Consider the following 22051-nt stretch of genomic DNA (forward strand, 5'->3'; position numbering starts at 1 on the left):
AGCCCCGCTCGGCGCAACCTCTCATCCGCTACCGACATTCCCGCTGGAAGGTCACGAAAATCGTGATGTGGCGGGTGTCACGGCCGGTCCCGGACGGCCACCAGCCCGCCCACGACGCCGACGTACGCGGTGCCGTCCGGACCCAGCGTGATCGGCGCCCAGTTGTTGTCGAACCACTTGCCGGTCCCGGTCAGCACCTTGTACACGGTCTTGCCCGTGTGGACGTCGACCGCCGTGAGGTACCAGGCGTCGATGAGGTCCCTGCGGGGCTCCTTGGTGTAGAGGTACAGCAGGCCCGCCGGTACCGAGACCTTGGGGACCGTGGACAGCGAGCGCTCCTTGCTCTCCCAGACCGTGTGGCAGCCCTGCCCGTCGGCGTCCATGTCGACCCGGCTCACCCCGCCCACCGTGGAGCCCCCGGGTGCCAGCTCGAAGAAGTTGCGGTAGCCGTAGTTGTTCTCGACGAACAGGCTGTTCCCGTACCCGACCAGCGAGTTGTCGGTGGCGCTCGCCCCGCTGCCGAACACCGGGACCTTGCAGACCAGCCGCCCGTCCTCGCGCCGGTGCACCTGGACGTGCATCCGGTCGTCGGCGTTGTCGGTGATCGCCACGTACTCGGTGCCGAGCATCGTGGGCGTGCTGCCCGAGCCCTGGTCGATCTGACCGGGCTTGCGGCCGGTGCCCCGGTCGTACGGGGTCCGCCAGAGGATCTCCGGCGTCCCGTCCGCCGCCGCGCGCAGTTTGTAGAGCGCGTGGTCGGAGACGATCGACACTCCGTCGGCGCCGGTGGCGAAGGAGTTCTGGATCCCTTCCCCGTCGAGCCGGATGGTCTTGACGGTGCCCGTCTCCGGATCCACCGTGCCGATCCGCCCGTTCCGTGAGATCCACCAGATGAGGCCGCCCCAGTCCGGCCCGACCGACGTGATCGGGTCGCACTCGCCCTTGGGCCACGGGTTCGTCCAGGTGGCGCAGTCGTTCGGCAGGTACCCGCTCAGGTCCCAGTCGTCGGTGACCGTGAACCGCCACTTGCCGTCCGGTCCCTTGTCGTGGGCGAACCGCCGCAGGTGGAACGCGGAGTCGGCGAGCACGGCCCGGTCCTGGCCGTCGAGGTAGTAGTAGGCCCCGCCCGAGGTGTCGGTGAGGACCTTGTCGAAGTCGGCGCTCACCACCGCCTGCACCGTGGAGGGGCGTGGCGGCAGCTGGTAGGTCGCCAGGTCCTGCAGCGTCTTGGGATCGATCAGCCGCAGCATGAAGTTCGCGCCCTGCGTGCACTGGGCGACGATCAGTCCGGTGTCCTTGGCGAACGTCACCGTCGAGCACAGCCCCGGCAGCCCGCCCGCCTTGGCCTCCGAGACGGCCTCCGGCCGCCGCCCGAGGGGACCGCTGAACGGGTAGGTGTCCGAGGCGTAGCTGTCGGCATGCATCGATGACAGGCCGACCGGGCCCTGGTGGGGGTTGGCGGGGACCGGCTGCCCGGGGAGGGGGCGCGGAGTCGCCGGTCCGCCGACGTACTTGGGCACCAGCCACTTGCCGGGACCGTCGGGAACGGGGCCGGCGTTCGCGGGCGTGGCACCGGCCGTCAGGACTCCGGCCATCACCGTGCCGACGGCCGTACCGGCCGCCAGATATCTCCGGATGCGCGACATGCTGACCTTTCTGATCTGGTCTGGTCAGGTCGGGACCGGTCCGTTCAGGACCGTTCGGGACCCGGTCGCGCCTCCGGGTGCACCAAGAATGGACGATCACTCCGGGCGCCGCAATGGCTACCATTCCCGGCATGGCGGTATCTGCGGTGATCTTCGACTGGGGCGGCACGCTCACCCCGTGGCACGACATCCAGCACGGCGAGATGTGGCGGCGGATCTGCGCCGCCCACCTCGACCCGGGCGAGGTGGAGGCGGTGGCCAAGGCCCTGCTCGACGCCGAGGACGCGATGTGGCGGCGCGGCCGGGACGAGCACCGCAGCGCGACGCTCGCGGACGTGTTCGCGCTCGCCGGGGTGGAGCCGACCGAGGCGCTGCTGGCCACCCAGTTCGAGGTCTGGAGCCCGCACACGATCATCGACCCGGCCGCACCCGGCGTGCTCAGGGCACTGCGCGAGCGCGGGATCAAGGTCGGCGTGCTGTCCAACACGATGTGGTCCCGCGAGTGGCACGAGCGGATCTTCGCCCGCGACGGCGTCCTCGACCTGCTCGACGGCGCGGTCTACTCCAGCGAGATCCCGTGGGCCAAGCCCCATGCCGAGGCGTTCCGCGCCGCGATGGCCGCCGTCGGCGTGGACGACCCGGCCGACTGCGTCTTCGTCGGCGACCGCCCGTACGACGACATCCACGGCGCCAAGTCCGCCGGGCTCCGGGGCGTGCTCGTCCCCAACAGCCTCGTGCCGACGTGGGACTCGGTGACGCCCGACGCGACCATCGACCGGCTTGACGGCCTGCTCGCGCACATCGACCGCTGGTCAGCGGCCTAGCAGGGGTCAGCGGCGTACCAGGGTCAGCGGCGTACCAAGCCAGCGGCCTGGCGGAGGTCGGCGGCGCGGCTGTGGGGCCGCCGGCTATTCGCCCGGCCGAGGCTGGGGGGACAGTGCCGTGTCCGGCAGGCCGGGAAAGGCGGAGGCGGGACCCGCGGCCGCGGGCGGGCCCGCCTGGGCGCGCCAGCGCACCGCCCGTTCCATGGCCTCCTGCATCGCCCGCGCCGCGAACGTCCGCAGCGCGGCGTCGCCGGACCCCGCCAGCCCCGCGTACGCGGTGACGGCGTCGTCCTCGAGCGCGGCGGCGACCTTGGCGGCGGAGCGGGCCGAGGTGATCCGCGCGGGGAGCTTGTAGGCCGGGGCCGCCGCACGGGGGTCGGCCCCCATGGCGGTCAGCCGGGCCGCCAGGTCGTCCCGCCGGGCGCGGTGCAGGTCCCAGCCGGTCCGGGCGGACTGCCGGAGCGTGCCGCGCAGCCGCGCGCCGGCGATCCCGTAGCCGTAGACGGCCGCGTGCTCGGCCAGCAGCGCCTGCTGGAGCGCCTCCACCACGTCCACCGGGCTCGCCTTCATGACATCTCCGCCAGGGCCGCCGCGTGTCCCGCCTCGCAGGCACCGATGCCTGCCAGCAGCTGCGCCAGGCCCGGATCCGCCCGCCCGACCTCGCCCGCTCGTGCGGTCGCCGCGGCGTCCTCGGCCGCCCGCAGGGCCTTCATCGCCGCGGGCGCCCCTGCCGGAGCCTGCCTCGCACGCGGCGCCGGTACGGCTCCCTCGTCCGCGCGGTCGCCCGACCCGGGACGGTGATGCCGCTTCAGGACCGCCAGATGCTCGCGGTGATGGGCCAGCGCCGGATCGATCCGCGCGGCCAGCGGCGCGTGGGCGGCGCGTACCGCCTCGTACAGGGCGATCAGGTCCTGCTCGGCCGCGATCGCGCCGACCAGGAGCGACAGTTCCGCCCGCGCCGCGGCGGCCGCCGCGTCCCCGGCGGCGTCACCACAGCCGCTCAGCAGCGGCAGCCCCAGCGCGGCTCCGGCTCCCAGGAGCGCGCGCCGTGACAGGGCCGCGCCGGGCACTCCGTCAGGCAAGCGCGTCTCCTCACCGGGTGGCGTGGTGATGTCGGCCCGCCGCGTCTGAACCGCCCATCAGGCCAGCTCAAGCATTCCATATTCGGCACGCCGGTGAGCCGACCGAAAGACCGGCGGGGTGCCCGGCTGTCGATAGTCTTGAAGGGCAACGGACACGCGGCGGTATCCGCCCGATGCAGAGGCACGACTCAGAGGCACGATTCAGAGGCACAACTTAGAGGAGGTCCCATGAGCGTCGAGTCCGGTGGTGGACACGCTCACCGGGGCCGCGACGACGGCCCGGCGGGCGCCCGCGCGGCGGCGGTGGCCGGTCTGACCCGGCTGCTGGAACCCGCCGTCGCCGAGGCGGGCTTCGACCTGGAAGAGATCGATGTGCGGCCCGCGGGCCGGCGCCGGCTGGTGAAGATCGTGGTGGACTCCGACGACGGGGTGAGCCTCGACGACATCGCGCTGCTCAGCCGGACCGCCGCCGGGCTCCTCGACGGCACCGATGTCATGGGCAACGGGCCGTACGTCCTGGAGGTGTCCTCGCCCGGCGTCGACCGCCCCCTCACCGAGCCCCGGCACTGGCGCCGCGCCGCGGGCCGGCTGGTCGTCGCCCCGCTGGCCGAGGGCGGTCAGGTCGAGGGCCGGGTGGTGTCCGCGGACGACGAGGCGGTCGTCATCGACGTCGCCGACCCCGCCAAGAGCAAGCCAGTCAAGGGCGCCAAGGCACCGAAGGGCCCCAAGGGCGGCCCGGCGAAGGCGACCAGGCGCCGGTTCGGCCTCGAGGAGCTGGGACGGGGCCGGGTCCAGGTGGAGTTCCGCCAGGACACCGACCCCGGCGAGCCCGCCGGCGAGGCCGAGGAATCGCGTTCTCCGGCTGAGCCGGACTAGAGGGGGAGACTCGTGGACATCGACATGACCGCCTTGCGGAGCCTGGAGAGCGAGAAGGACATCTCGCTCGAAGTGGCCATCAAGGCCATCGAAGACGCGCTGCTGATCGCCTACAACCGTACGGAGGGGGCGGCGTCCGGGGCGCGGGTCGAGCTCGACCGCAGCACCGGGCATGTCACCGTGTGGGCGACCGAGACCAATGAGGACGGCGAGACCGTCCGGGAATACGACGACACGCCCACGGGTTTTGGACGTATCGCGGCTACCACCGCCAAGCAGGTCATCCTGCAGCGGCTGCGGGACGCCGAGGACGAGCTGACCTTTGGCGAGTACGCCGGCCGTGAGGGCGACATCGTCTCGGGGATCATCCAGCAGGGCAAGGACCCGCGCAACGTGCTGGTGGACCTCGGCAAGATCGAAGCGGTGCTGCCGCCGCAGGAGCAGGTGCCCGGCGAGTCCTACGAGCACGGCGAGCGCCTGCGGGCCTACGTCGTGCAAGTGCGCAAGGGGCACCGCGGTCCTTCGGTGCAGCTGTCGCGGACCCATCCCAACCTGGTGCGCAAGCTGTTCGCGCTGGAGGTCCCGGAGATCGCCGACGGCACGGTGGAGATCTCCGCGATCGCCCGCGAGGCCGGGCACCGTACCAAGATCGCGGTACGGTCCCGCAAGCAGGGCGTGAACGCCAAGGGGGCCTGCATCGGCCCGCTCGGCAGCCGGGTCCGCAACGTCATGCACGAGCTGCACGGCGAGAAGATCGACATCGTGGACTGGTCGGACGAGCCGGCCAACTTCGTGGGCAACGCGCTGTCGCCGGCGCGGGTGTCGGCCGTCGAGGTGATCGACGCCGAGGCCCGGGTGGCCCGGGTGATCGTGCCCGACTACCAGCTGTCGCTGGCGATCGGCAAGGAAGGGCAGAACGCCCGGCTCGCCGCCCGCCTCACCGGCTGGCGGATCGACATCCGGTCCGACACCGAGCAGGTCGCGCCCCCTGCGGCGGCCGAGCCCGCCGCAGCCGCGGAGGCTTCCGCCGCTCCGCCGGAAGAGGGCGGCGGGGAAGCCGCACCGACCCCCGGAAACACCGCCACATAGGCGGCAGGAACGGGCGAATCTGGATCAACTACGTGAGGAGAGCATGCGACAGGTAGCGCCGACGCCCGGGCGCGGTAGACTTTCCTCACGTGGCCGGTCGGTCCCGTGGCGCACTTGCGTGGGCTGCCGGGTTCGAACGGCCAAGACCGACCTGCTGCGCCTGGTGGTGGTCGAGGGCGAAGTCGTCATCGACCGGGGCAAAGCACTGCCGGGACGGGGCGCTCATCTGCACCCCGATCCGGGATGTCTCGAGCTCGCCGAGCGACGTCGGGCGTTCCCCCGGGCCTTTCGCCTGGTGGGGCCGCTCGGCACCAGCGTGCTGCGAGACGGGCTTGCGGCGGATTCGCCGCGGAAGCAGGATGGCCAAACGGTAAGCGACGTCTAGTCGGAAGCAGGTCGAGATTGCTATGAGCGCTCGATGAGCACGCCGCTATGAGAACGGCAAGTTAGCGACGGTCCGGAGGCCGCACCCCCGGACCGAGTAGGGAGTGCAGTGGCCAAGGTCCGGGTATACGAACTCGCCAAGGAGTTCGGTGTAGAGAGCAAGGCCGTCATGGCCAAGCTCAACGAAATGGGCGAGTTCGTTCGTTCGGCGTCCTCAACGATTGAGGCGCCGGTCGTTCGCAGGCTCACAGAGGCTTTTTCCGATTCATCCTCCGCCAAGCCGGCGGAGAAGAAGGCCGCGGGCAACCGTCCCGGCCCTGGGCCGCGCCCGTCGGCGCCGCGCCCGGGTCCGTCCGGCGCTCCGGCCTCGGGCGGTCAGGGTGGCCAGGCCGCCCCGGGCGCCCGTCCAGGCCCGCCGAAGCCGGCGGCGCCCCGCCCGCCCGCGCCCAAGCCGGCCACGGCGGCACCCGCCGCTCCCGGCGGCGTCAAGCCGGGTCCGCGTCCGGGTCCGGTCCCGCCCGCGCCGAGCACGCCGGTCACTCCGGCGCCGGCACAGGCGTCCGCGCCGGCCCCTGCGGTGCCCCAGGCACCGGGCGGTCCGGCCGAGGGTGGTCCCCGTGACGGTGGCCCCCGTGAAGCAGGTCCCCGCGACGCCGGTCCCCGTGAGGGCGGCCAGCGTGACGCAGGTGCCCGCGACGAGGGTGCCCGCGACGAGGGTGCCCGCGAAGGCGGCGCCCGTGAGGGTGGCGGTGGCCCCAAGCCGGGTCCCCGCACGCCCAAGCCCGGGCCGCGTCCCGCGCCGCGCAGCGGTGGCGGCGGCGGTGGTGGCGGCGGCCGTGGGCCCGGTGGCCCGCGCCCCGGCAACAACCCGTTCAGCTCGACCAACACCGGCATGGGCCAGTCGGCCAAGCCGGGGCCGCGTCCCGGCCCCCGGCCCGCCGCTGAGCGTCCGGCGGCCGCCGCGAGCGGCGACCGTCCTGGCGGTCCCCGTCCGGCCGGTGGCCCCCGGCCCGGTGGCGCTCCGGGCGCGGGCGGTCCCCGTCCCAGCCCGGGCGGCATGCCCCCGCGTCCCGCGGGTGGCGGCGGTCCGCGGCCGAGCCCGATGAACATGCCGTCCTCGCGGCCTTCCGCGGCTCCTGGCCGCGGCGGTCCCGGCGGTGGCGGCGGCGGTCGTCCCGGTGGCGGTGGCGGCGGTGCCCGTCCGGGTGCCGGTGGCGGCGGTGCCCGTCCGGGTGCCGGTGCCGGTCGTCCCGGTGGCGGTGGCGGCTTCGGCGCGCCCCGTCCGGGTGGCGGCGGCGGTCGTCCCGGTGGTGGCTTCGGTCCCCGCCCGGGTGGCGGCGGTCGCGGCCGCGGTGGTACGCAGGGCGCCTTCGGTCGTCCCGGCGGCCGCCCGACCCGGGGTCGCAAGTCCAAGAAGCAGCGGCGTCAAGAGTTCGACAACATGCAGGCGCCGGCGATCGGCGGCGTCCAGGCGCCGCGCGGTCACGGCAAGTCGATCAAGCTGCCGCAGGGCGCCACGCTGACCGACTTCGCCGAGCGGATCGGCGCCAACCCGGCGTCGCTCGTGGCGATCATGATGCACCTCGGCAAGATGGTCACGGCCACCCAGTCGGTGGACGAGACCGACCTGCAGGAGCTCGGCCTGGAGCTGGACTTCGAGGTCCACGTCGTCAGTCCCGAGGACGAGGACCGCGAGCTGCTCGAGTCGTTCGACATCGAGTACGGCGAGGACGAGGGCGACGAGGAGCACCTCCAGGTGCGCCCGCCGGTCGTCACCGTCATGGGCCACGTCGACCACGGTAAGACCAAGCTGCTGGACGCGGTGCGCAACGCCGACGTGCAGGCGGGCGAGGCCGGCGGCATCACCCAGCACATCGGCGCCTACCAGGTGCAGACCGTGGTGGACGGTGTGGACCGCAAGATCACCTTCATCGACACCCCGGGTCACGAGGCGTTCACCGCCATGCGTGCCCGCGGTGCCGACACCACCGACCTGGTGGTGCTGGTGGTCGCGGCCGACGACGGCGTCAAGCCGCAGACCACCGAGGCGATCGACCACGCCACGGCGGCCGGCGTGCCGATCGTGGTCGCGGTCAACAAGATCGACGTCGAGGGCGCGGACCCGCAGCGGGTGCGCTCCCAGCTCACCGAGTACGGCCTGATCGCCGAGGAGTTCGGCGGTACGACCCAGTTCGTCGACGTGTCCGCCAAGCAGGGCATCAACATCGACGGTCTGCTCGAGTCCATCGTGCTGACCGCCGACGCCGAGCTGGAGCTCAAGGCCAACCCGGACATGCCCGCACAGGGCTCGACCATCGAGGCCAGGCTGGACAAGGGCCGCGGCGCCGTGGCGACCGTGCTGGTCCAGCGCGGCACGCTGCACGTCGGTGACTCGATCGTCTGCGGCGTGGCCCACGGCCGCGTCCGGGCGATGCAGGACGACAACGGCAACAACGTCACCGAGGCGACTCCGTCGCGTCCGGTGATGGTGCTCGGCCTCACCGCCGTGCCGGGAGCGGGCGACAACTTCCTGGTCGTCGAAGACGACCGGATCGCCCGGCAGATCGCCGACAAGCGGGTCGCCCGCAAGCGCAACGCCGAGCTGCTCAAGAGCCGCAAGAGCAGCTCCCTCGAGGACCTGTTCAAGGACCTCGAGCGCGGCGAGCGGGACGAGCTGCTGCTCATCCTCAAGGGCGACGTGTCCGGTTCGGTGGAGGCCCTCGAGGACTCGCTGTCGAAGATCGACGTCGGCGAGGAGGTCAACCTCCGGGTGATCCGCCGCGGTGTCGGCGCGATCACGCAGGACGACGTCAACCTGTCGGTCGCCTCCGACGGCGCGGTGATCATCGGCTTCAACGTACGGCCGGAGCGCAACGCGCAGGAGATGGCCGACCGCGAGGGCGTGGACATCCGCTACTACTCGGTGATCTACCAGGCGATCGACGAGATCGAGGCGGCCCTCAAGGGCATGCTGAAGCCGGAGTTCGAAGAGGTCCAGCTCGGTACCGCGGAGATCCGCGAGATCTTCAAGGTGCCGAAGATCGGGAACGTCGGTGGCTCGATGGTCACCTCGGGGATCATCCAGCGCAACGCCAAGGCGCGCCTGATCCGCGACGGTGCCGTGATCTCCGACAACCTCACGGTGTCGTCCCTGCGCCGGTTCAAGGACGACGCCACCGAGGTCCGCGAGGGCTTCGAGTGCGGTATCGGCGTCGGCTACAGCGACATCAAGCTCGGTGACACCATCGAGTGCTTCGAGATGCGGGAGAAGCCCCGCGCCTGAGGCCGCACCACGCCGGGGGCCCGTGAGCGTACGGGCCCCCGGCGCACGGTGACGTCGCGAGCGGCGGTGGCGCGAGAAGCGCCGTCGTGAGCGGCGTCGTCGCGAGACTGTGCAGTCGTCATACACGTGACATGGCGCCAGGCGGATCCTTCCGGCTGGCGTCATGTCACGTCGGCGGCTCCGGGAACATCCCGGCCGCCGCCCGTCGTTCCATCCAGACGAAGATCCCGAGGTGATCCGCCAGGTGTACGTGGGTGCGCTGACGCTCGACCTGCTCTTGGGAGACGTCCACTCGCTGAAGCAGAAGCGTTCGGTCGTCCGTCCCATCGTCGCCGAGATCCGCAAGCGGTTCCCCGGCGTGGCCGTCGCCGAGACCGGCGAGACCGACCTGCACCGCAGGGCGGAGATCGGCGTGGCGGTGGTGTCGGCCACCGCCGGCAACTGCACCGAGGTCCTGGACCAGTGCGAGCGGCTGGTCGCAGGCCGCCCGGAGATCGAGCTGCTGTCGGCACGGCGGCGGCTCTACAACGGCGAGGACTAGCCTTCCGGCTGCTCGCGAGACTACGAAAGGGAGTGCGATCATGGTGGACGCAGCTCGGGCCCGCAAGCTCGCCGACCGCATCCAGCAGATCGTGGCGGAGATGCTGGAGCGGCGGATCAAGGACCCGCGGCTCGGCTTCGTGACCGTGACGGACACCCGCATCACCAACGACCTGCGCGACGCCACCGTCTACTACACGGTGTACGGGACGGAGGACGAGCAGGCCGGGACGGCCGCCGCCCTGGAGAGCGCCAAGGGCGTCATCCGCTCCGAGGTGGGCAAGCAGACCGGCGTCCGGCACACCCCGAGCCTGACCTTCGTCATCGACTCGGTGATGGAGAACGCGGCGCACATCGACGACCTGCTGGCCAAGGCGCGCCAGCGGGACGCGGAGGTCGCCAGGGCGGCGCAGGGCGCCACTCCGGCGGGCGACGCCAACCCGTACCGCGAGGCCGACGAGGCCGGCGACGAGGACGACGAGGACGACGAGGACGACGAGGCCGGTGACACCGCCGGTTCGGACGAATCCGCCGACTCCACCCGCGACGAGGGCGGCGAAGCGGGACACTCGTCATCGTGAGCGAGCCGGTGGCGGGCGACCCGCGGGCACCGGGGGCCGTCTGGATCAGTGATCAGGACGCTCCCGGGCTCGCCTGGGGCGGCGCCGCCGACCATGTCGACCACTCGACGGGCCCCGTGGTGGCGAACCCGGCGGTGGTGAACCCCGTGGGGGCGAACCCCCCGGTGGCGAGCCCGGCTGCGGCGACCCCGCCGGGACCGGCCGCCGATGCCGCCGGCTGGGCCGATCTGGAGTGGGACGAGGCCGTCCGGCTCATCCGGGAGGCCGGGGACATCTCGCTGACCTGCCATGTGGCCCCGGACGGCGACGCGCTCGGCTCGATGCTGGCGCTCGCGCAGGCGCTGCGCGCGCTCGGCAAGGGCGTCTCGGCCTCGTTCGGCGAGCCGTTCAAGGTCCCCGACATCCTGCGCTTCCTGCCCGGCCAGGAGCTGCTGGTCGAGCCGTCCCGGATGCCCGCCGCGCCCGAGGTGATGATCACGCTGGACGCCGCGGGGGTGGAACGGCTCGGCTCGCTGGCCGGCCGCGCCGCCGCCGCCGGCTCGCTGATCGTCGTCGACCACCACGCCTCCAACACCGGCTTCGGTGCCGTCCGGCTGGTCGATCCGGACGCGGCGGCCACCGCGGTGCTGGTCGACGAGCTGATCCGCCGGCTCGGCGCGCCACTCACCCCCGACATCGCGCAGGGCCTGTACGCGGGCGTGGCCAGCGACACCGGCTCGTTCAAGTACCCCTGCACGACCCCGCAGGTGCACGATCTGGCGGGACGGCTGCTCGCGGCGGGCGTACGTCCCGAAGCGGTGAGCCGCGAGCTGTGGGACCGGGCCCCGTTCGGCTACCTGATGGTGCTGGCGGGCGCGCTGGCCAGGGCCCGGCTCGAACGCGACGCGGCCGGCGGTCTCGGCCTGGTCTGGACGACGATCGGCCGCGCCGAGCGCGATGCGCGGGACGTTCCGTACGACCAGCTCGAAGGGGTCATCGACCAGCTCCGCCGGGCCGACGAGGCCGAGGTCGCGGTCGTCTGCAAGGAGAACGACCAGGGCGGCTGGTACGTGTCGACCCGTTCCAAGGGGCAGGTCGACGTGGGCCGCGCCTGCGTCGCGCTGGGCGGCGGCGGCCATCGCACCGCGGCGGCGTTCACCATCACCGGCGAGCCCGCCGACATCATCGACCGGCTGCGCGCCGCGCTGCGCGCACCCTGAGGGAGAAACCATGAGCACGGCCGCCTCGGGGCTGGTCATCGTCGACAAGCCCGCGGAATGGACGTCCCATGACGTGGTGGGCAGGATGCGGCGGCTCGCGCGGACCCGGCGGGTCGGGCACGCGGGCACGCTGGACCCGATGGCCACCGGCGTGCTGGTGCTCGGGATCGAGAAGGCCACCCGGCTGCTCGGCCATCTGGCGCTGACCGAGAAGGAGTACGTGGCCACGATCCGGCTCGGCCAGACCACCAACACCGACGACGCCGAGGGCGAGATCATCGCCTCCGCGCCGGCCGGCGCGGTCGCCGACGAGGCGCTGCGGGCCGGGATCGCCTCGCTGACCGGCCCGATCCGGCAGACGCCGCCGCAGGTCAGCGCGATCAAGGTGAACGGGGAGCGGGCGTACAAGATGGCCCGCAAGGGCGAGCACGTGGCCCTGGAGGCGCGCCCGGTGACGGTGCACGCGTTCACGGTCACCGAGGTGCGCAGGGACGGCGACCTGATCGACGTGGACGCCGTGATCGGCTGCTCGTCGGGTACCTACATCCGCGCGCTGGCCCGCGACCTGGGCGCCATGCTCGGCACCGGCGGGCACCTCACCGCCCTGCGCCGTACCCGGGTGGGACCGTACGACCTGAGCATGGCCCGCACGCTCGACCAGCTCGGCGAGACCATGGAGATGCTGCCGATCGGCGACGCGGTGGCGGCGGTGTTCCCGCGCCGCGACGTGGAGGCCGACGACGCCCGCAAGGTCATGCACGGCGGGCGGCTGCCGGCGATCGGCCTCGGCCCCGGGCCGGTGGGCGTCTTCGCCCCCGACGGGACGCTGCTGGCGCTGGTGGAGGAGCAGGGCAACGCGGCCAAGCCGCTGGCCGTCTTCGTTCCCTGACCGGCCACGTCCCCTGGCCGACCGCGTCCCCGAGTGTTGACTCGTGGCGTGTTCGCCTGAGAACGCCGGGGCAGAGGCGAACACGCCACGAGTCAACTGAAGCCACGAGTCAACTGAAGCGCGTTTCCGGCCGTTCTCGTCCACTGACGCTGCGTGTCGTGGGCGGAGTCACCCCGCCGGACCCTCCCGATTCAACCTACGGTCGCGTAACCTACGTAACCGTAGGTTTGATTCCGTCGAGTCGGTCGAGAATCCGAGTCGGTCGAGAACCTGAGTCGGCCGAGAACACGAGTCGGCCGAGAACCGTTGAGTCGGTCCGGTCGAGTCGGATGAGTTAGGAGGTCGCTCGTGGCCACAATGAGCCACCCGTCCCCGTCCCTGCCCGACGCCCCCTCTCCCACCCGCCCCCGGCTGCGCGGCTGGCTGCATCTGGGCGCGTTCCCCGCCGTGCTGCTGGCCGGGCTCGTCCTGGTCGCGCTCGGCCCCACCACCGGGGCGCGGCTGGCCTCGGCGGTGTACGTCGCCACCTCGGCCCTGCTGTTCGGGATCTCGGGGACCTACCACCGCCAGCAGGACACCCGGCTGCTCGAACTGCTGCGGCGCTTCGACCACGCCAACATCTACCTGATCATCGCCGGGACGTACACGCCGTTCGCCGTGGTGGCCCTGGACGGCACCGTCCGGATCGTGGTCCTCGGCGTCGTCTGGACGGGCGCCGTCGCCGGCGTCCTCTTCCGCACGATGTGGGTCGGCGCGCCGCGCTGGCTCTACGTGAGCCTCTACATCGCCCTGGGCTGGGTCGCGGTGTTCTTCCTGCCGCAGTTCCTCGACGGCGTCGGGATCGCCGCCTGCGTCCTGGTGGCGCTGGGCGGGATCGCCTACAGCGCGGGCGGCGTCGTGTACGGCCTGAAGCGGCCCGACCCCTCGCCGCGCTGGTTCGGCTTCCACGAGGTCTTCCACGCCTGCACGCTCGCGGCGTACGTCATGCAGTACATCGCGGTCTCGCTGGTGGTCTACCAGTCCGCGTGAGCCTCGCCCGGCCTGAGGGGAGGCGACGCCGGTACGCTGAGCCGCCGCCGTGCGCGTGAGCCGCCACTACCGGCGGGTAGAATCACGCTCGGGCAGCCCTCCGGTCATCCCGGGACCGGCCGCATGGCAGTCTTGAAGGCGACACAGGACCGGCAGGGCAGGTTTCACGCAGGGAGTGCATGGTGCGGCGCTGGCATGGCCTCGACGAGGTTCCCGCCGATTGGGGCAGGTCGGTCGTGACGATCGGCGTGTTCGACGGCGTGCACCGCGGTCATCAGCGGATCGTCCGCGCCGCCGCCGATCTGGCCCGCGAGCGCGGCGTCCGGTCGGTCGTGATCACGTTCGATCCGCATCCCGACGAGGTGGTACGGCCGGGCACGCACCCGCCGCTGCTGACCTCGGCCCGGCGCCGGATCGAGCTGCTGGAGGGCCTCGGCACCGACGCGGTCGCGGTGGTCCCGTTCACGCTGGAGCTGTCGAAGGTGCCGCCGGACGAGTTCGTCCAGTCCGTGCTGGTCGACCGGCTGCACGCGTCCCACGTGATCGTGGGGGAGGACTTCCGCTTCGGGCACCGGGCCAAAGGCGACGTCCCGCTGCTGCGCGAGCTGGGCGAGAAGTACGACTTCACCGTCGAGGGGATGCCGCTGGTGGCCAACGGCGGCACGATCTCCTCCACCCACATCCGGGAGCGGCTGGACGCCGGCGCGGTCGACGACGCCGCGCGCGCGCTGGGCCGGCCGCACCGCGTCGAGGGCGTGGTGGTGCGCGGGCACCAGCGCGGCCGGGCGCTGGGCTTCCCGACCGCCAACCTGGAGAGCCTGCCGCACACGGCCATCCCGGCCGACGGCGTGTACTCCGGCCGGCTGGTGTGCGACTCCGACCGCTACCCCGGCTTCAGCTGGCCCGCGGCGATCTCCATCGGCACCAACCCCACGTTCGACGGCGTCGAGCGCACGGTCGAGGCGTACGCGCTGGACCGCGACGATCTCGACCTCTACGGCGAGCACATGGCGGTCGACTTCGAGGCCCGGATCCGCGACACGCTCAAGTTCGACTCGATCGAGGCGCTGGTCGAGCAGATGCACCTCGACGTGGCCCGGATCCGCGAGCTGACCGCCCCCTGATCGGCGCCTGATCGGCACCGCGCGGTGGCAAAAGCCCTGATCACGGCCGGTACGCGTTACGGGCCGGGGCATCAGGCGGGCATGGTACGGTGAAGTTTCGCCGGGAAAGGTCCCGGCTCGGCGAGCTGCACCCTCATGCGGCTCGCCATGATTCCCCACGCACCATGCGGACCGCTGCGCCTGCGAGGCCGGGATCTGCGGGTGACGATCTCATCGAAGGAGCCACGTGTCGCTCGACACCGCCACCAAGAACAAGATCATCGAAGAGTACGCGACCACTGAGGGTGACACCGGTTCCCCGGAAGTCCAGGTCGCGCTGCTGACCCGGCGGATCAACGATCTGACCGAGCACCTCAAGGAGCACAAGCACGACCACCACAGCCGCCGCGGCCTGCTGCTGCTGGTCGGCCGGCGTCGCCGGCTCCTGAAGTACCTGAGCAACAAGGACATCAACCGCTACCGCGCGCTGATCGAACGACTCGGTCTGCGTCGCTAGCAAGGCGAGGGAGTGGCTCCATCCGGGCCGCTCCCTCTTCCGTATCGGCCGGGACCGCGGTCCCGTCGCCCGCGGCTCGCGTGGGCCCGCCGGGCAGGCCGCGCCGCCGAGCGCGCTGAGCGCGCCGGCCGCGAGCACCCGCGAGCGGGTGCGGCCCCCAGGGGCGTAGAAACCCTGGAGAGCGGGAATGCGAGACCGCAGGCGCGGTACCGCGACCGGCGCCGGTACGGAGCACCAGGGGGCCTCCCGCCCCCGGGGCGGCCGACGGCCGTGACCGGTCATCGGACGGCGCGCTCCGGCCGCCCGCCGTACAACTGGACAGCAAGCAAGCCCCGCGGACACCGCCCTGGTGCGGCCGGTCCTCGGTAGTGGCCTCCGGATCGCGCCCCGCTCTCGGCGGGGCCGCCCGATCCGGATGCTTCGATCGAAGACCGGCACTGCGCGAACCACGGGAGAAAACCGCGGGGAACGACCGAAACCTAGGAGGTTTCCCGTGACCGATGCCGTGCGCATCGACGGCGCGCAGAGCGCCGAAGCCGTGATCGACAACGGCTCATTCGGTACCCGGACCATCCGGTTCGAGACCGGCCGGCTGGCCCGGCAGGCGGCCGGTTCGGCCGTCGTGTACCTGGACGACGACACGATGGTCCTCTCGGCCACCACCGCGTCCAAGAAGCCCAAGGACAACCTGGACTTCTTCCCGCTGACCGTGGACGTCGAGGAGCGGATGTACGCCGCCGGGCGGATCCCCGGCTCGTTCTTCCGCCGCGAGGGCCGGCCCTCCGAGGACGCGGTCCTCACCTGCCGGCTGATCGACCGGCCGCTGCGCCCGTCCTTCGTCAAGGGCCTGCGCAACGAGATCCAGGTCGTCGAGACGATCCTGGCGCTGAACCCCGAGCACCTGTACGACGTCGTGGCGATCAACGCCGCGTCGCTGTCCACCCAGCTCGCCGGGCTGCCCTTCTCCGGCCCGATCGGCGGCGTCCGCGTCGCGCTGATCGAGGGCGAGTGGATCGGCTTCCCGACCCATCCCGAGCTGGAGCGCGCCACCTTCGACATGGTCGTGGCCGGCCGGGTGCTGGCCGACGGCGATGTCGCGATCATGATGGTCGAGGCCGAGTCCACCCGCGAGACCCTCCGGCTCGTCGCCGACGGCGCCACCGCGCCGACGGAGGAGACCATCGCGCAGGGCCTCGAGGCGGCCAAGCCGTTCATCAAGGAGCTGTGCCGGGCGCAGAGCGAGGTGGCGGCCTCCGCCGCCAAGCCCACCGCCGAGTACCCGCTGTTCCCCGACTACCAGGACGACGTCCTGGAGGCGGTCACCGCCGCGGTCTCGGGCGAGCTGGCCGAGGCGCTGACCATCGCCGGCAAGCAGGAGCGCGAGGGCCGGCTGGACGAGATCAAGGCGGCCGCCGCCGCCAAGATCGGCGCCGACTTCGAGGGCCGCGACAAGGAGATCTCCGCCGCGTTCCGCGCCGTCACCAAGAAGCTGGTCCGCGCGCGCGTCGTCAGCGACGGGCTGCGGATCGACGGCCGCGGGGCCAAGGACATCCGGCAGCTGACCGCCGAGGCGCACGTGATCCCGCGGGTGCACGGCTCGGCGATCTTCGAGCGCGGCGAGACCCAGATCATGGGCGTCACCACGCTGAACATGCTCCGGATGGAGCAGATGATCGACACGCTCAACCCCGACCGCACCAAGCGGTACATGCACAACTACAACTTCCCGCCGTACTCGGTCGGCGAGACCGGCCGGGTGGGCTCGCCCAAGCGCCGCGAGATCGGCCACGGCGCGCTGGCCGAGCGGGCGCTGATCCCGGTGCTGCCGACCCGCGAGGAGTTCCCGTACGCGATCCGGCAGGTGTCGGAGGCGCTGGGCTCCAACGGCTCCACCTCGATGGGATCGGTCTGCGCCTCCACCATGTCGCTGCTGGACGCGGGCGTACCGCTGAAGCAGATGGTGGCGGGCATCGCGATGGGCCTGATCCACGAGGGCGGCGAGTACGTCACGCTGACCGACATCCTGGGCGCCGAGGACGCGTTCGGCGACATGGACTTCAAGGTCGCCGGCACCCGTGACCTGATCACGGCGCTGCAGCTGGACACCAAGCTGGACGGGATCCCCGCCTCGGTGCTGGCCGCCGCGCTGCGCCAGGCCAAGGGCGCCCGGCTCGCCATCCTGGACGTGATGTCCGAGGCCATCGAGGCGCCCGCCGAGATGAGCGAGTACGCGCCGCGGATCATCACGATCAAGGTCCCGGTCGACAAGATCGGCGAGGTCATCGGCCCGAAGGGCAAGATGATCAACTCGATCCAGGACGACACCGGCGCCGACATCACGATCGAGGACGACGGCACGATCTACGTCGGTGCCACCGACGGGCCGTCCGCCGAGGCCGCGCGGCAGGCGATCAACGCGATCGCCAACCCGCACATGCCCGAGATCGGCGAGCGCTACCTCGGCACCGTCGTCAAGACGACCACGTTCGGCGCGTTCGTGTCGCTGCTGCCCGGCAAGGACGGACTGCTGCACGTCTCGCAGATCCGCAAGCTGCACGGCGGCGCCCGGATCGAGAACGTCGAGGACGTCATCTCGGTCGGCTCCAAGATCCAGGTCGAGGTCACCGAGATCGACCAGCGCGGCAAGCTGTCGCTGGTCCCGGTCGAGGTCGTCGAGAAGGAGGCCGAGGCCAAGGAGGCCGGCGGCGACGGCGCCGCTCCGGCCGCCGCGGCCGACAACGGTGACCGCGCCGAGCGCGGCGACGACGAGGAGGGCGGCGACCGCCGCGCCCCGCGCCGCCGCCGTACCCGCCGCGGCGACGAGGGCCCGCAGCGCAACTCCTGAACCCGGTTCCACGTCTGCCGCCGACCGGCCTGCCCGTACCCTGGGCAGGCCGGTCGGCCGGTTTCGACCGGTCACCGCCCCCAAGCCGTTCCCGACCCATGATGGAGAACCACCCGTGACGCTGCCGGCCAGGGCACAGGAGCCCGGCACCACCCACACGATCCACTCCGGCGCGGACGGCGGCGGCGCGGTGCGCCGCACGGTGCTGCCCGGCGGGCTGCGCGTGATCACCGAGTCGATGCCGACGGTCCGCTCGGCCGCGTTCGGCATCTGGGCCGGGATCGGGTCGCGGGACGAGTCGCCGGCCGACGCCGGCGCCAGCCACTACCTGGAGCACGTCCTCTTCAAGGGCACCGGGCGGCGGTCCGCGCTGGAGATCTCGGCCGCGATCGACGCGGTCGGCGGCGACCTCAACGCGTTCACCGCCAAGGAGTACACCTGCTACTACGCGCGGGTCCTGGACGCCGACCTGCCGCTGGCGGTGGACGTGGTCTCCGACATGGTCGCCTCCTCGGTCAACCGGCCCGACGACGTCGAGGCCGAGCGCGGGGTGATCCTCGAAGAGATCCACATGCGCGACGACGACCCCGGCGACCTGATCCACGACGAGTTCTCCACCGCGCTGTACGGGGACGTCCCGCTGGGCCGTCCCATCCTCGGCACGGTCGAGTCCATCAACGCGCTGAGCCGCGACCGGATCCACGGCTACTACACCGAGCACTACGTCCCCCGCAATCTCGTCGTCTCGGTCGCGGGCAACGTCGACCACGACCAGGTCGTACGGCTGGTCTCGGCCGCGTTCGAGGACCGCCTCACCGGTGACGACCGGCCGGCGGCGCCCCGCATCGACGGCCCGCCCGTCCCGGTCTCCCCGGCCGTACGGGTCATCGACAAGGACACCGAGCAGGCGCACGTGATCGTCGGCGGCGCGGGCGTGTCCCGTACCGACGAGCGCCGCTTCGCGCTCGGCGTCCTCAACGCCGCGCTGGGCGGCGGGATGTCGTCCCGGCTGTTCCAGGAGATCCGGGAGCGGCGCGGGCTGGCCTACTCGGTCTACAGCTACGCCTCCCAGTACGCCGGCGCCGGGGTCTTCGGCGTCTACGCCGGCTGCCAGCCCGCCAAGATCGACGAGGTGCTGTCGATCTGCCGCGACGAGATCGCCAGGATCGCCGACGAGGGCATCGAGGGCGAGGAACTGGCCCGCGGCAAGGGCCAGCTCCGCGGCGCGATGGTGCTGGGCCTGGAGGACAGCGGCTCGCGGATGAGCCGGATCGGCAAGAGCGAGCTGGTGTACGAGTCGCTGCTGCCCGTCGACGAGGTACTGGCCAGGATCGACGCCGTGACCCCCGACGACATCCGCGAGGTCGGCCGCGCCGTCCTCTCCGGCCCGCAGGCCCTCACGATCATCGGCCCCTTCGGCGACCGCGACTTCACTCTGTGATTTAAAGTCCCGGCCCACGGTGCTCGCCTGGCGGCTCGCACCGTGACCGTGCCGTGTGCGAGCGCGGCATCGCTTCGCGATCTGGCCGGTGAGGCTCGCCTCCGGCTTCGCCTCACCGGCCAGGTAACGCGCTCGCGCGACGGCTGATGTTCCTAGACCTTCTTGCTGCTCTTTCTTCTTTTGTCGGGTTTCTCGAGGGCGGAGCTGAGGACGCCGGTCAGCCAGCGTTTCGAGGGGTCGGCGTCGACCAGGAGGGCGCGGACGAGGGTGCTGAGCGGGACGGCGAGGATCGCGCCCAGCGGGCCCAGGACCCAGGCCCACAGGATCAGCGAGATGTTGATCAGGGTGAACGACAGGCCCACCGCGTTGCCCAGGAACCTGGGCTGGATCAGCGACTGCAGCACGAAGTTGATGGCGCTGTAGGCGACGATGACCCAGATCATCGTGCCGACCCCGTCGTCCAGCAGCGCGAGCACCGCCGGAGGCGCCAGGCCGATCACGAAGCCGATGTTGGGGATGTAGTTGGTGAGGAACGACAGCAGGCCCCACAGCAGCGCCAGCGGGATGCCGAGCAGGTACAGGGCCACGACGTCGAGCGCGGCCACCAGCAGGCCGAAGAGCGTGGTGACGACGAGGAAGCGGCTGGTGTCGCGGGCGAAGGAGCGCAGCGCGGCGACCAGGTCGGAACGGGGGCCGTCCTGGCGTTCGAGCTTCTCCAGCTGGCGGACCGTGCCGGTGGCGTCCACGCACATGCCGACCAGCAGCAGCACGATCAGCAGCAGCGTGGAGGAGGCGCTGAGTAGCCCGTTCAGGAACGCCTGGACGTAGGCGAACAGCTGGCTCGGGTCGAGCCGCGACATCGCGTCCTGCAGCTTGCGCTGGTCGATGCCGTACTCGGCGAGGGTGTGGGTCGCCGATTCGACCAGCGCGTTGAACTGCGAGGTGTAGTCGGGCAGCATGACGGCCAGCTGGGCGACCGACAGGGCCAGGGCCGCGCCCAAGGCGAGCAGGACCGCGATCACCGTGGCCAGCGGAACGGTGACGCACACCCAGAATGGGGCGCCGTGCCGGTCGAGCCAGCCGCGCAAGGGGTTGACCGCGATGGTCAGGACCAGGGCCAGGAAGGCCGGGCCGGCCAGCGAGCCGATCGACTTGATCCCGGCCATCGTGACCGTGATGGCGGCCGTGCCCACCAGGATCCTGAGCGCGGGAGAGCGCGCCACGTCCATCCGGACACCTCCCAGAGATCGGCACTTGCTGTAACGGTAGCGCTACCCTCCGTCAAAACGGTGCGGGTGCGGTGCCCCGACCGGCGGCGGGACGGGACGGGCGCCGCGATAGGCTCGGGCCTCGTTCCGGAAGATCGGGCGGGGAGCCAGGAGGAGCTTGTGATCAAGGTCGGGGTGCTGGGCGCGCGGGGCCGGATGGGCGGCGAGGTGTGCCGTGCCGTGGAGGGCGCCGAGGGCATGGAGCTGGTCGCGGCCGTGGACCAGGGCGACGAGCTGGACGCCCTGACCGCCGCGCAGGTCGTGGTGGACTTCACCCATCCCGGCGTGGTCATGGACAACCTCCGCTGGTGCGTCGAGCACGGGCTGCACGCCGTCGTCGGGACCAGCGGGTTCGACCCGTCCCGGCTGGACGCGGTGCGCGGCTGGCAGCGCGAGCACGGCGGCGGCAACGTGCTGATCGCCCCCAACTTCGGGATCGGCGCGGTGCTGATGATGCACTTCGCGCAGAAGGCGGCGCCGTTCTTCGAGTCGGTCGAGGTCATCGAGCTGCACCACCCCAACAAGGTGGACGCGCCGAGCGGTACCTCCTACCGCACCGCCGAGCTGATCGCGGCGGCGCGTTCCGAGGCGGGCGTGCCGGTCTCGCCGGACGCCACCACGACCGCGCTGGACGGGGCGCGGGGCGCCGACGTCGAGGGTGTACGGGTGCACGCCGTCCGGCTGGCCGGGCTGATCGCCCACCAGGAGGTACTGCTGGGCGGGCACGGCGAGGTCTTCACGATCCGGCACGACTCGATGAACCGCGAGTCGTTCATGCCGGGCGTGCTGCTGTCGGTCCGCAAGGTCGGTGAGCTGCCCGGGCGGCTGACGGTGGGCATCGAATCGCTGCTCGGCCTGTGATGCTCTTCGCCGCCGAGCCGTGGGACTACCTCGGCGCGCACGAGGCGGTGGACCTGGAGCACGAGCTCGTCCAGTCCACCGCGGCGGTCCTGCGCCAGGGTGACGACATCGCCTACGCGCGCGCGGCGTTCGAGCTGGTCCGCGACGAGGTCACACATTCGCTGGACGCCGGCGACCGCCGTGTCACCTGGCGGGCGTCGGATGTCCTGCGCGAGCGCACCGGGCTCTGTTACGCCAAGTCGCACGCGTTCGTCGCGCTGCTGCGCGCGGGAGGCATCCAGGCGGGGTTCTGCTACCAGCGGCTCCTGCTGGGGGACGATCCGGCCGACGGCTTCGTCCTGCACGGGTTCGCGGCGGCGCTGATCGACGATCGCTGGGTACGGCTCGATCCGCGCGGCAACAAGCCGGGCATCGACGTCCGGTTCTCCGTGGACGAGGACGGGCTCGCGTACGAGGCGCGGCGCGACCTGGGCGAGGTCGACTACCCGACGGTCTACGCCGACCCGCATCCGGCCGTGCTGGACGTGCTCAAGGCCAACGACGACTGCGTCCGGATGTGCGAGACGGGCGGGCTGCCTTCCGCCGAGCTCTGAG

At 72.0% G+C, this 22051-nt stretch carries 20 protein-coding genes; 16 read left to right on the top strand and 4 right to left on the bottom strand.

The window, feature by feature from the left end:
* Window positions 1-77: 77 nt before the first annotated feature.
* Window positions 78-1646 carry a hypothetical protein gene (locus ACH34Q_RS26945; protein ID WP_395985851.1) on the bottom strand — a complete coding sequence of 523 codons (1569 nt, stop codon included), beginning with the start codon at window positions 1644-1646 and terminating at the stop codon, window positions 78-80.
* Between the two features lie 131 nt (window positions 1647-1777).
* On the opposite strand from ACH34Q_RS26945, the gene ACH34Q_RS26950 reads away from it, so the two are divergent.
* A complete protein-coding gene (locus ACH34Q_RS26950; protein WP_395985852.1) occupies window positions 1778-2470 on the top strand; it encodes an HAD family hydrolase in 693 nt (230 codons plus the stop codon).
* An 84-nt stretch (window positions 2471-2554) separates the two neighbouring features.
* On the opposite strand, the gene ACH34Q_RS26955 is transcribed toward ACH34Q_RS26950, so the two are convergent.
* Both ACH34Q_RS26955 and ACH34Q_RS26960 read right to left on the bottom strand, forming a co-directional pair.
* A complete protein-coding gene (locus ACH34Q_RS26955) occupies window positions 2555-3040 on the bottom strand; it encodes a ferritin-like domain-containing protein (RefSeq protein WP_395985853.1) in 486 nt (161 codons plus the stop codon).
* Window positions 3037-3552: a hypothetical protein gene (locus tag ACH34Q_RS26960; protein WP_395985854.1), complete on the bottom strand. Its 516-nt coding sequence runs from the start codon at window positions 3550-3552 to the stop codon at window positions 3037-3039. The genes ACH34Q_RS26955 and ACH34Q_RS26960 overlap by 4 nt, the downstream gene beginning before the upstream one ends.
* A 228-nt stretch (window positions 3553-3780) precedes the next feature.
* On the opposite strand from ACH34Q_RS26960, the gene rimP reads away from it, so the two are divergent.
* The 13 genes from rimP (at window position 3781) to ACH34Q_RS27025 (ending at window position 19328) form a co-directional block, all read left to right on the top strand.
* Window positions 3781-4428: a ribosome maturation factor RimP gene (gene rimP / locus ACH34Q_RS26965; RefSeq protein WP_395985855.1), complete on the top strand. Its 648-nt coding sequence runs from the start codon at window positions 3781-3783 to the stop codon at window positions 4426-4428.
* Window positions 4429-4452: 24 nt separating this feature from the next.
* Window positions 4453-5517, top strand: a complete 1065-nt coding sequence (gene nusA, locus ACH34Q_RS26970) for a transcription termination factor NusA (protein WP_395985856.1) — start codon at window positions 4453-4455, stop codon at window positions 5515-5517.
* 43 nt (window positions 5518-5560) lie between these two features.
* A complete protein-coding gene (locus ACH34Q_RS26975; protein WP_395985857.1) occupies window positions 5561-5902 on the top strand; it encodes a YlxR family protein in 342 nt (113 codons plus the stop codon).
* Between the two features lie 108 nt (window positions 5903-6010).
* Window positions 6011-9184 (top strand): translation initiation factor IF-2, encoded by a 3174-nt coding sequence (gene infB, locus ACH34Q_RS26980; RefSeq protein WP_395985858.1) that lies wholly within the window; start codon window positions 6011-6013, stop codon window positions 9182-9184.
* A gap of 232 nt (window positions 9185-9416) precedes the next feature.
* Window positions 9417-9725, top strand: a complete 309-nt coding sequence (locus ACH34Q_RS26985; RefSeq protein WP_395985859.1) for a DUF503 domain-containing protein — start codon at window positions 9417-9419, stop codon at window positions 9723-9725.
* A gap of 40 nt (window positions 9726-9765) precedes the next feature.
* Complete coding sequence (gene rbfA, locus ACH34Q_RS26990; protein WP_395985860.1) at window positions 9766-10305, top strand: 30S ribosome-binding factor RbfA; 540 nt, start codon at window positions 9766-9768, stop codon at window positions 10303-10305.
* The gene (locus tag ACH34Q_RS26995; protein ID WP_395985861.1) at window positions 10302-11504 is read left to right on the top strand and encodes a bifunctional oligoribonuclease/PAP phosphatase NrnA; all 1203 of its coding nucleotides are present in this window, start codon (window positions 10302-10304) and stop codon (window positions 11502-11504) included. Before rbfA ends, ACH34Q_RS26995 begins: the two co-directional genes overlap by 4 nt.
* A gap of 10 nt (window positions 11505-11514) precedes the next feature.
* On the top strand, window positions 11515-12393 hold the full coding sequence (gene truB / locus ACH34Q_RS27000) for a tRNA pseudouridine(55) synthase TruB (RefSeq protein WP_395985862.1): 879 nt from the start codon (window positions 11515-11517) through the stop codon (window positions 12391-12393).
* A gap of 357 nt (window positions 12394-12750) precedes the next feature.
* Window positions 12751-13422: a hemolysin III family protein gene (locus ACH34Q_RS27005; RefSeq protein ID WP_395985884.1), complete on the top strand. Its 672-nt coding sequence runs from the start codon at window positions 12751-12753 to the stop codon at window positions 13420-13422.
* A 182-nt stretch (window positions 13423-13604) separates the two neighbouring features.
* Complete coding sequence (locus tag ACH34Q_RS27010) at window positions 13605-14546, top strand: bifunctional riboflavin kinase/FAD synthetase (protein ID WP_395985885.1); 942 nt, start codon at window positions 13605-13607, stop codon at window positions 14544-14546.
* A gap of 226 nt (window positions 14547-14772) precedes the next feature.
* Entirely contained in the window at window positions 14773-15042 is a 270-nt protein-coding gene (rpsO, locus tag ACH34Q_RS27015) for a 30S ribosomal protein S15 (RefSeq protein WP_018655149.1), read from the top strand.
* A gap of 511 nt (window positions 15043-15553) precedes the next feature.
* The gene (locus ACH34Q_RS27020) at window positions 15554-17887 is read left to right on the top strand and encodes a polyribonucleotide nucleotidyltransferase (protein ID WP_395985886.1); all 2334 of its coding nucleotides are present in this window, start codon (window positions 15554-15556) and stop codon (window positions 17885-17887) included.
* Window positions 17888-18002: 115 nt separating this feature from the next.
* Window positions 18003-19328, top strand: coding sequence for a M16 family metallopeptidase (locus tag ACH34Q_RS27025; RefSeq protein WP_395985863.1), 1326 nt, complete (start codon window positions 18003-18005; stop codon window positions 19326-19328).
* A gap of 152 nt (window positions 19329-19480) precedes the next feature.
* Here the strand turns inward: ACH34Q_RS27025 and ACH34Q_RS27030 are convergent, their stop codons facing one another.
* Window positions 19481-20557: an AI-2E family transporter gene (locus ACH34Q_RS27030; protein WP_395985864.1), complete on the bottom strand. Its 1077-nt coding sequence runs from the start codon at window positions 20555-20557 to the stop codon at window positions 19481-19483.
* Between the two features lie 159 nt (window positions 20558-20716).
* On the opposite strand from ACH34Q_RS27030, the gene dapB reads away from it, so the two are divergent.
* Both dapB and ACH34Q_RS27040 read left to right on the top strand, forming a co-directional pair.
* Complete coding sequence (gene dapB / locus ACH34Q_RS27035) at window positions 20717-21457, top strand: 4-hydroxy-tetrahydrodipicolinate reductase (RefSeq protein WP_395985865.1); 741 nt, start codon at window positions 20717-20719, stop codon at window positions 21455-21457.
* Window positions 21457-22050, top strand: a complete 594-nt coding sequence (locus ACH34Q_RS27040) for a transglutaminase family protein (protein WP_395985887.1) — start codon at window positions 21457-21459, stop codon at window positions 22048-22050. The genes dapB and ACH34Q_RS27040 overlap by 1 nt, the downstream gene beginning before the upstream one ends.
* Window position 22051: the final 1 nt, after the last annotated feature.

Source organism: Actinomadura sp. 9N407 (genome assembly GCF_044326315.1).
Lineage (GTDB): Bacteria > Actinomycetota > Actinomycetes > Streptosporangiales > Streptosporangiaceae > Spirillospora.

Bases quoted from the DNA above. Each gene is read 5' to 3' on its own strand.
- ACH34Q_RS26950 (WP_395985852.1), top strand. From the start codon at position 1,778: ATGGCGGTATCTGCGGTGATCTTCGACTGGGGCGGCACGCTCACCCCG.
- ACH34Q_RS26975 (WP_395985857.1), top strand. From the start codon at position 5,561: ATGCGACAGGTAGCGCCGACGCCCGGGCGCGGTAGACTTTCCTCACGT.
- ACH34Q_RS26945 (WP_395985851.1), bottom strand. From the start codon at position 1,646: ATGTCGCGCATCCGGAGATATCTGGCGGCCGGTACGGCCGTCGGCACG.
- ACH34Q_RS27040 (WP_395985887.1), top strand. From the start codon at position 21,457: ATGCTCTTCGCCGCCGAGCCGTGGGACTACCTCGGCGCGCACGAGGCG.
- rimP (WP_395985855.1), top strand. From the start codon at position 3,781: ATGAGCGTCGAGTCCGGTGGTGGACACGCTCACCGGGGCCGCGACGAC.
- nusA (WP_395985856.1), top strand. From the start codon at position 4,453: ATGACCGCCTTGCGGAGCCTGGAGAGCGAGAAGGACATCTCGCTCGAA.
- truB (WP_395985862.1), top strand. From the start codon at position 11,515: ATGAGCACGGCCGCCTCGGGGCTGGTCATCGTCGACAAGCCCGCGGAA.
- rbfA (WP_395985860.1), top strand. From the start codon at position 9,766: ATGGTGGACGCAGCTCGGGCCCGCAAGCTCGCCGACCGCATCCAGCAG.
- ACH34Q_RS27005 (WP_395985884.1), top strand. From the start codon at position 12,751: ATGAGCCACCCGTCCCCGTCCCTGCCCGACGCCCCCTCTCCCACCCGC.
- ACH34Q_RS27030 (WP_395985864.1), bottom strand. From the start codon at position 20,557: ATGGACGTGGCGCGCTCTCCCGCGCTCAGGATCCTGGTGGGCACGGCC.
- ACH34Q_RS26955 (WP_395985853.1), bottom strand. From the start codon at position 3,040: ATGAAGGCGAGCCCGGTGGACGTGGTGGAGGCGCTCCAGCAGGCGCTG.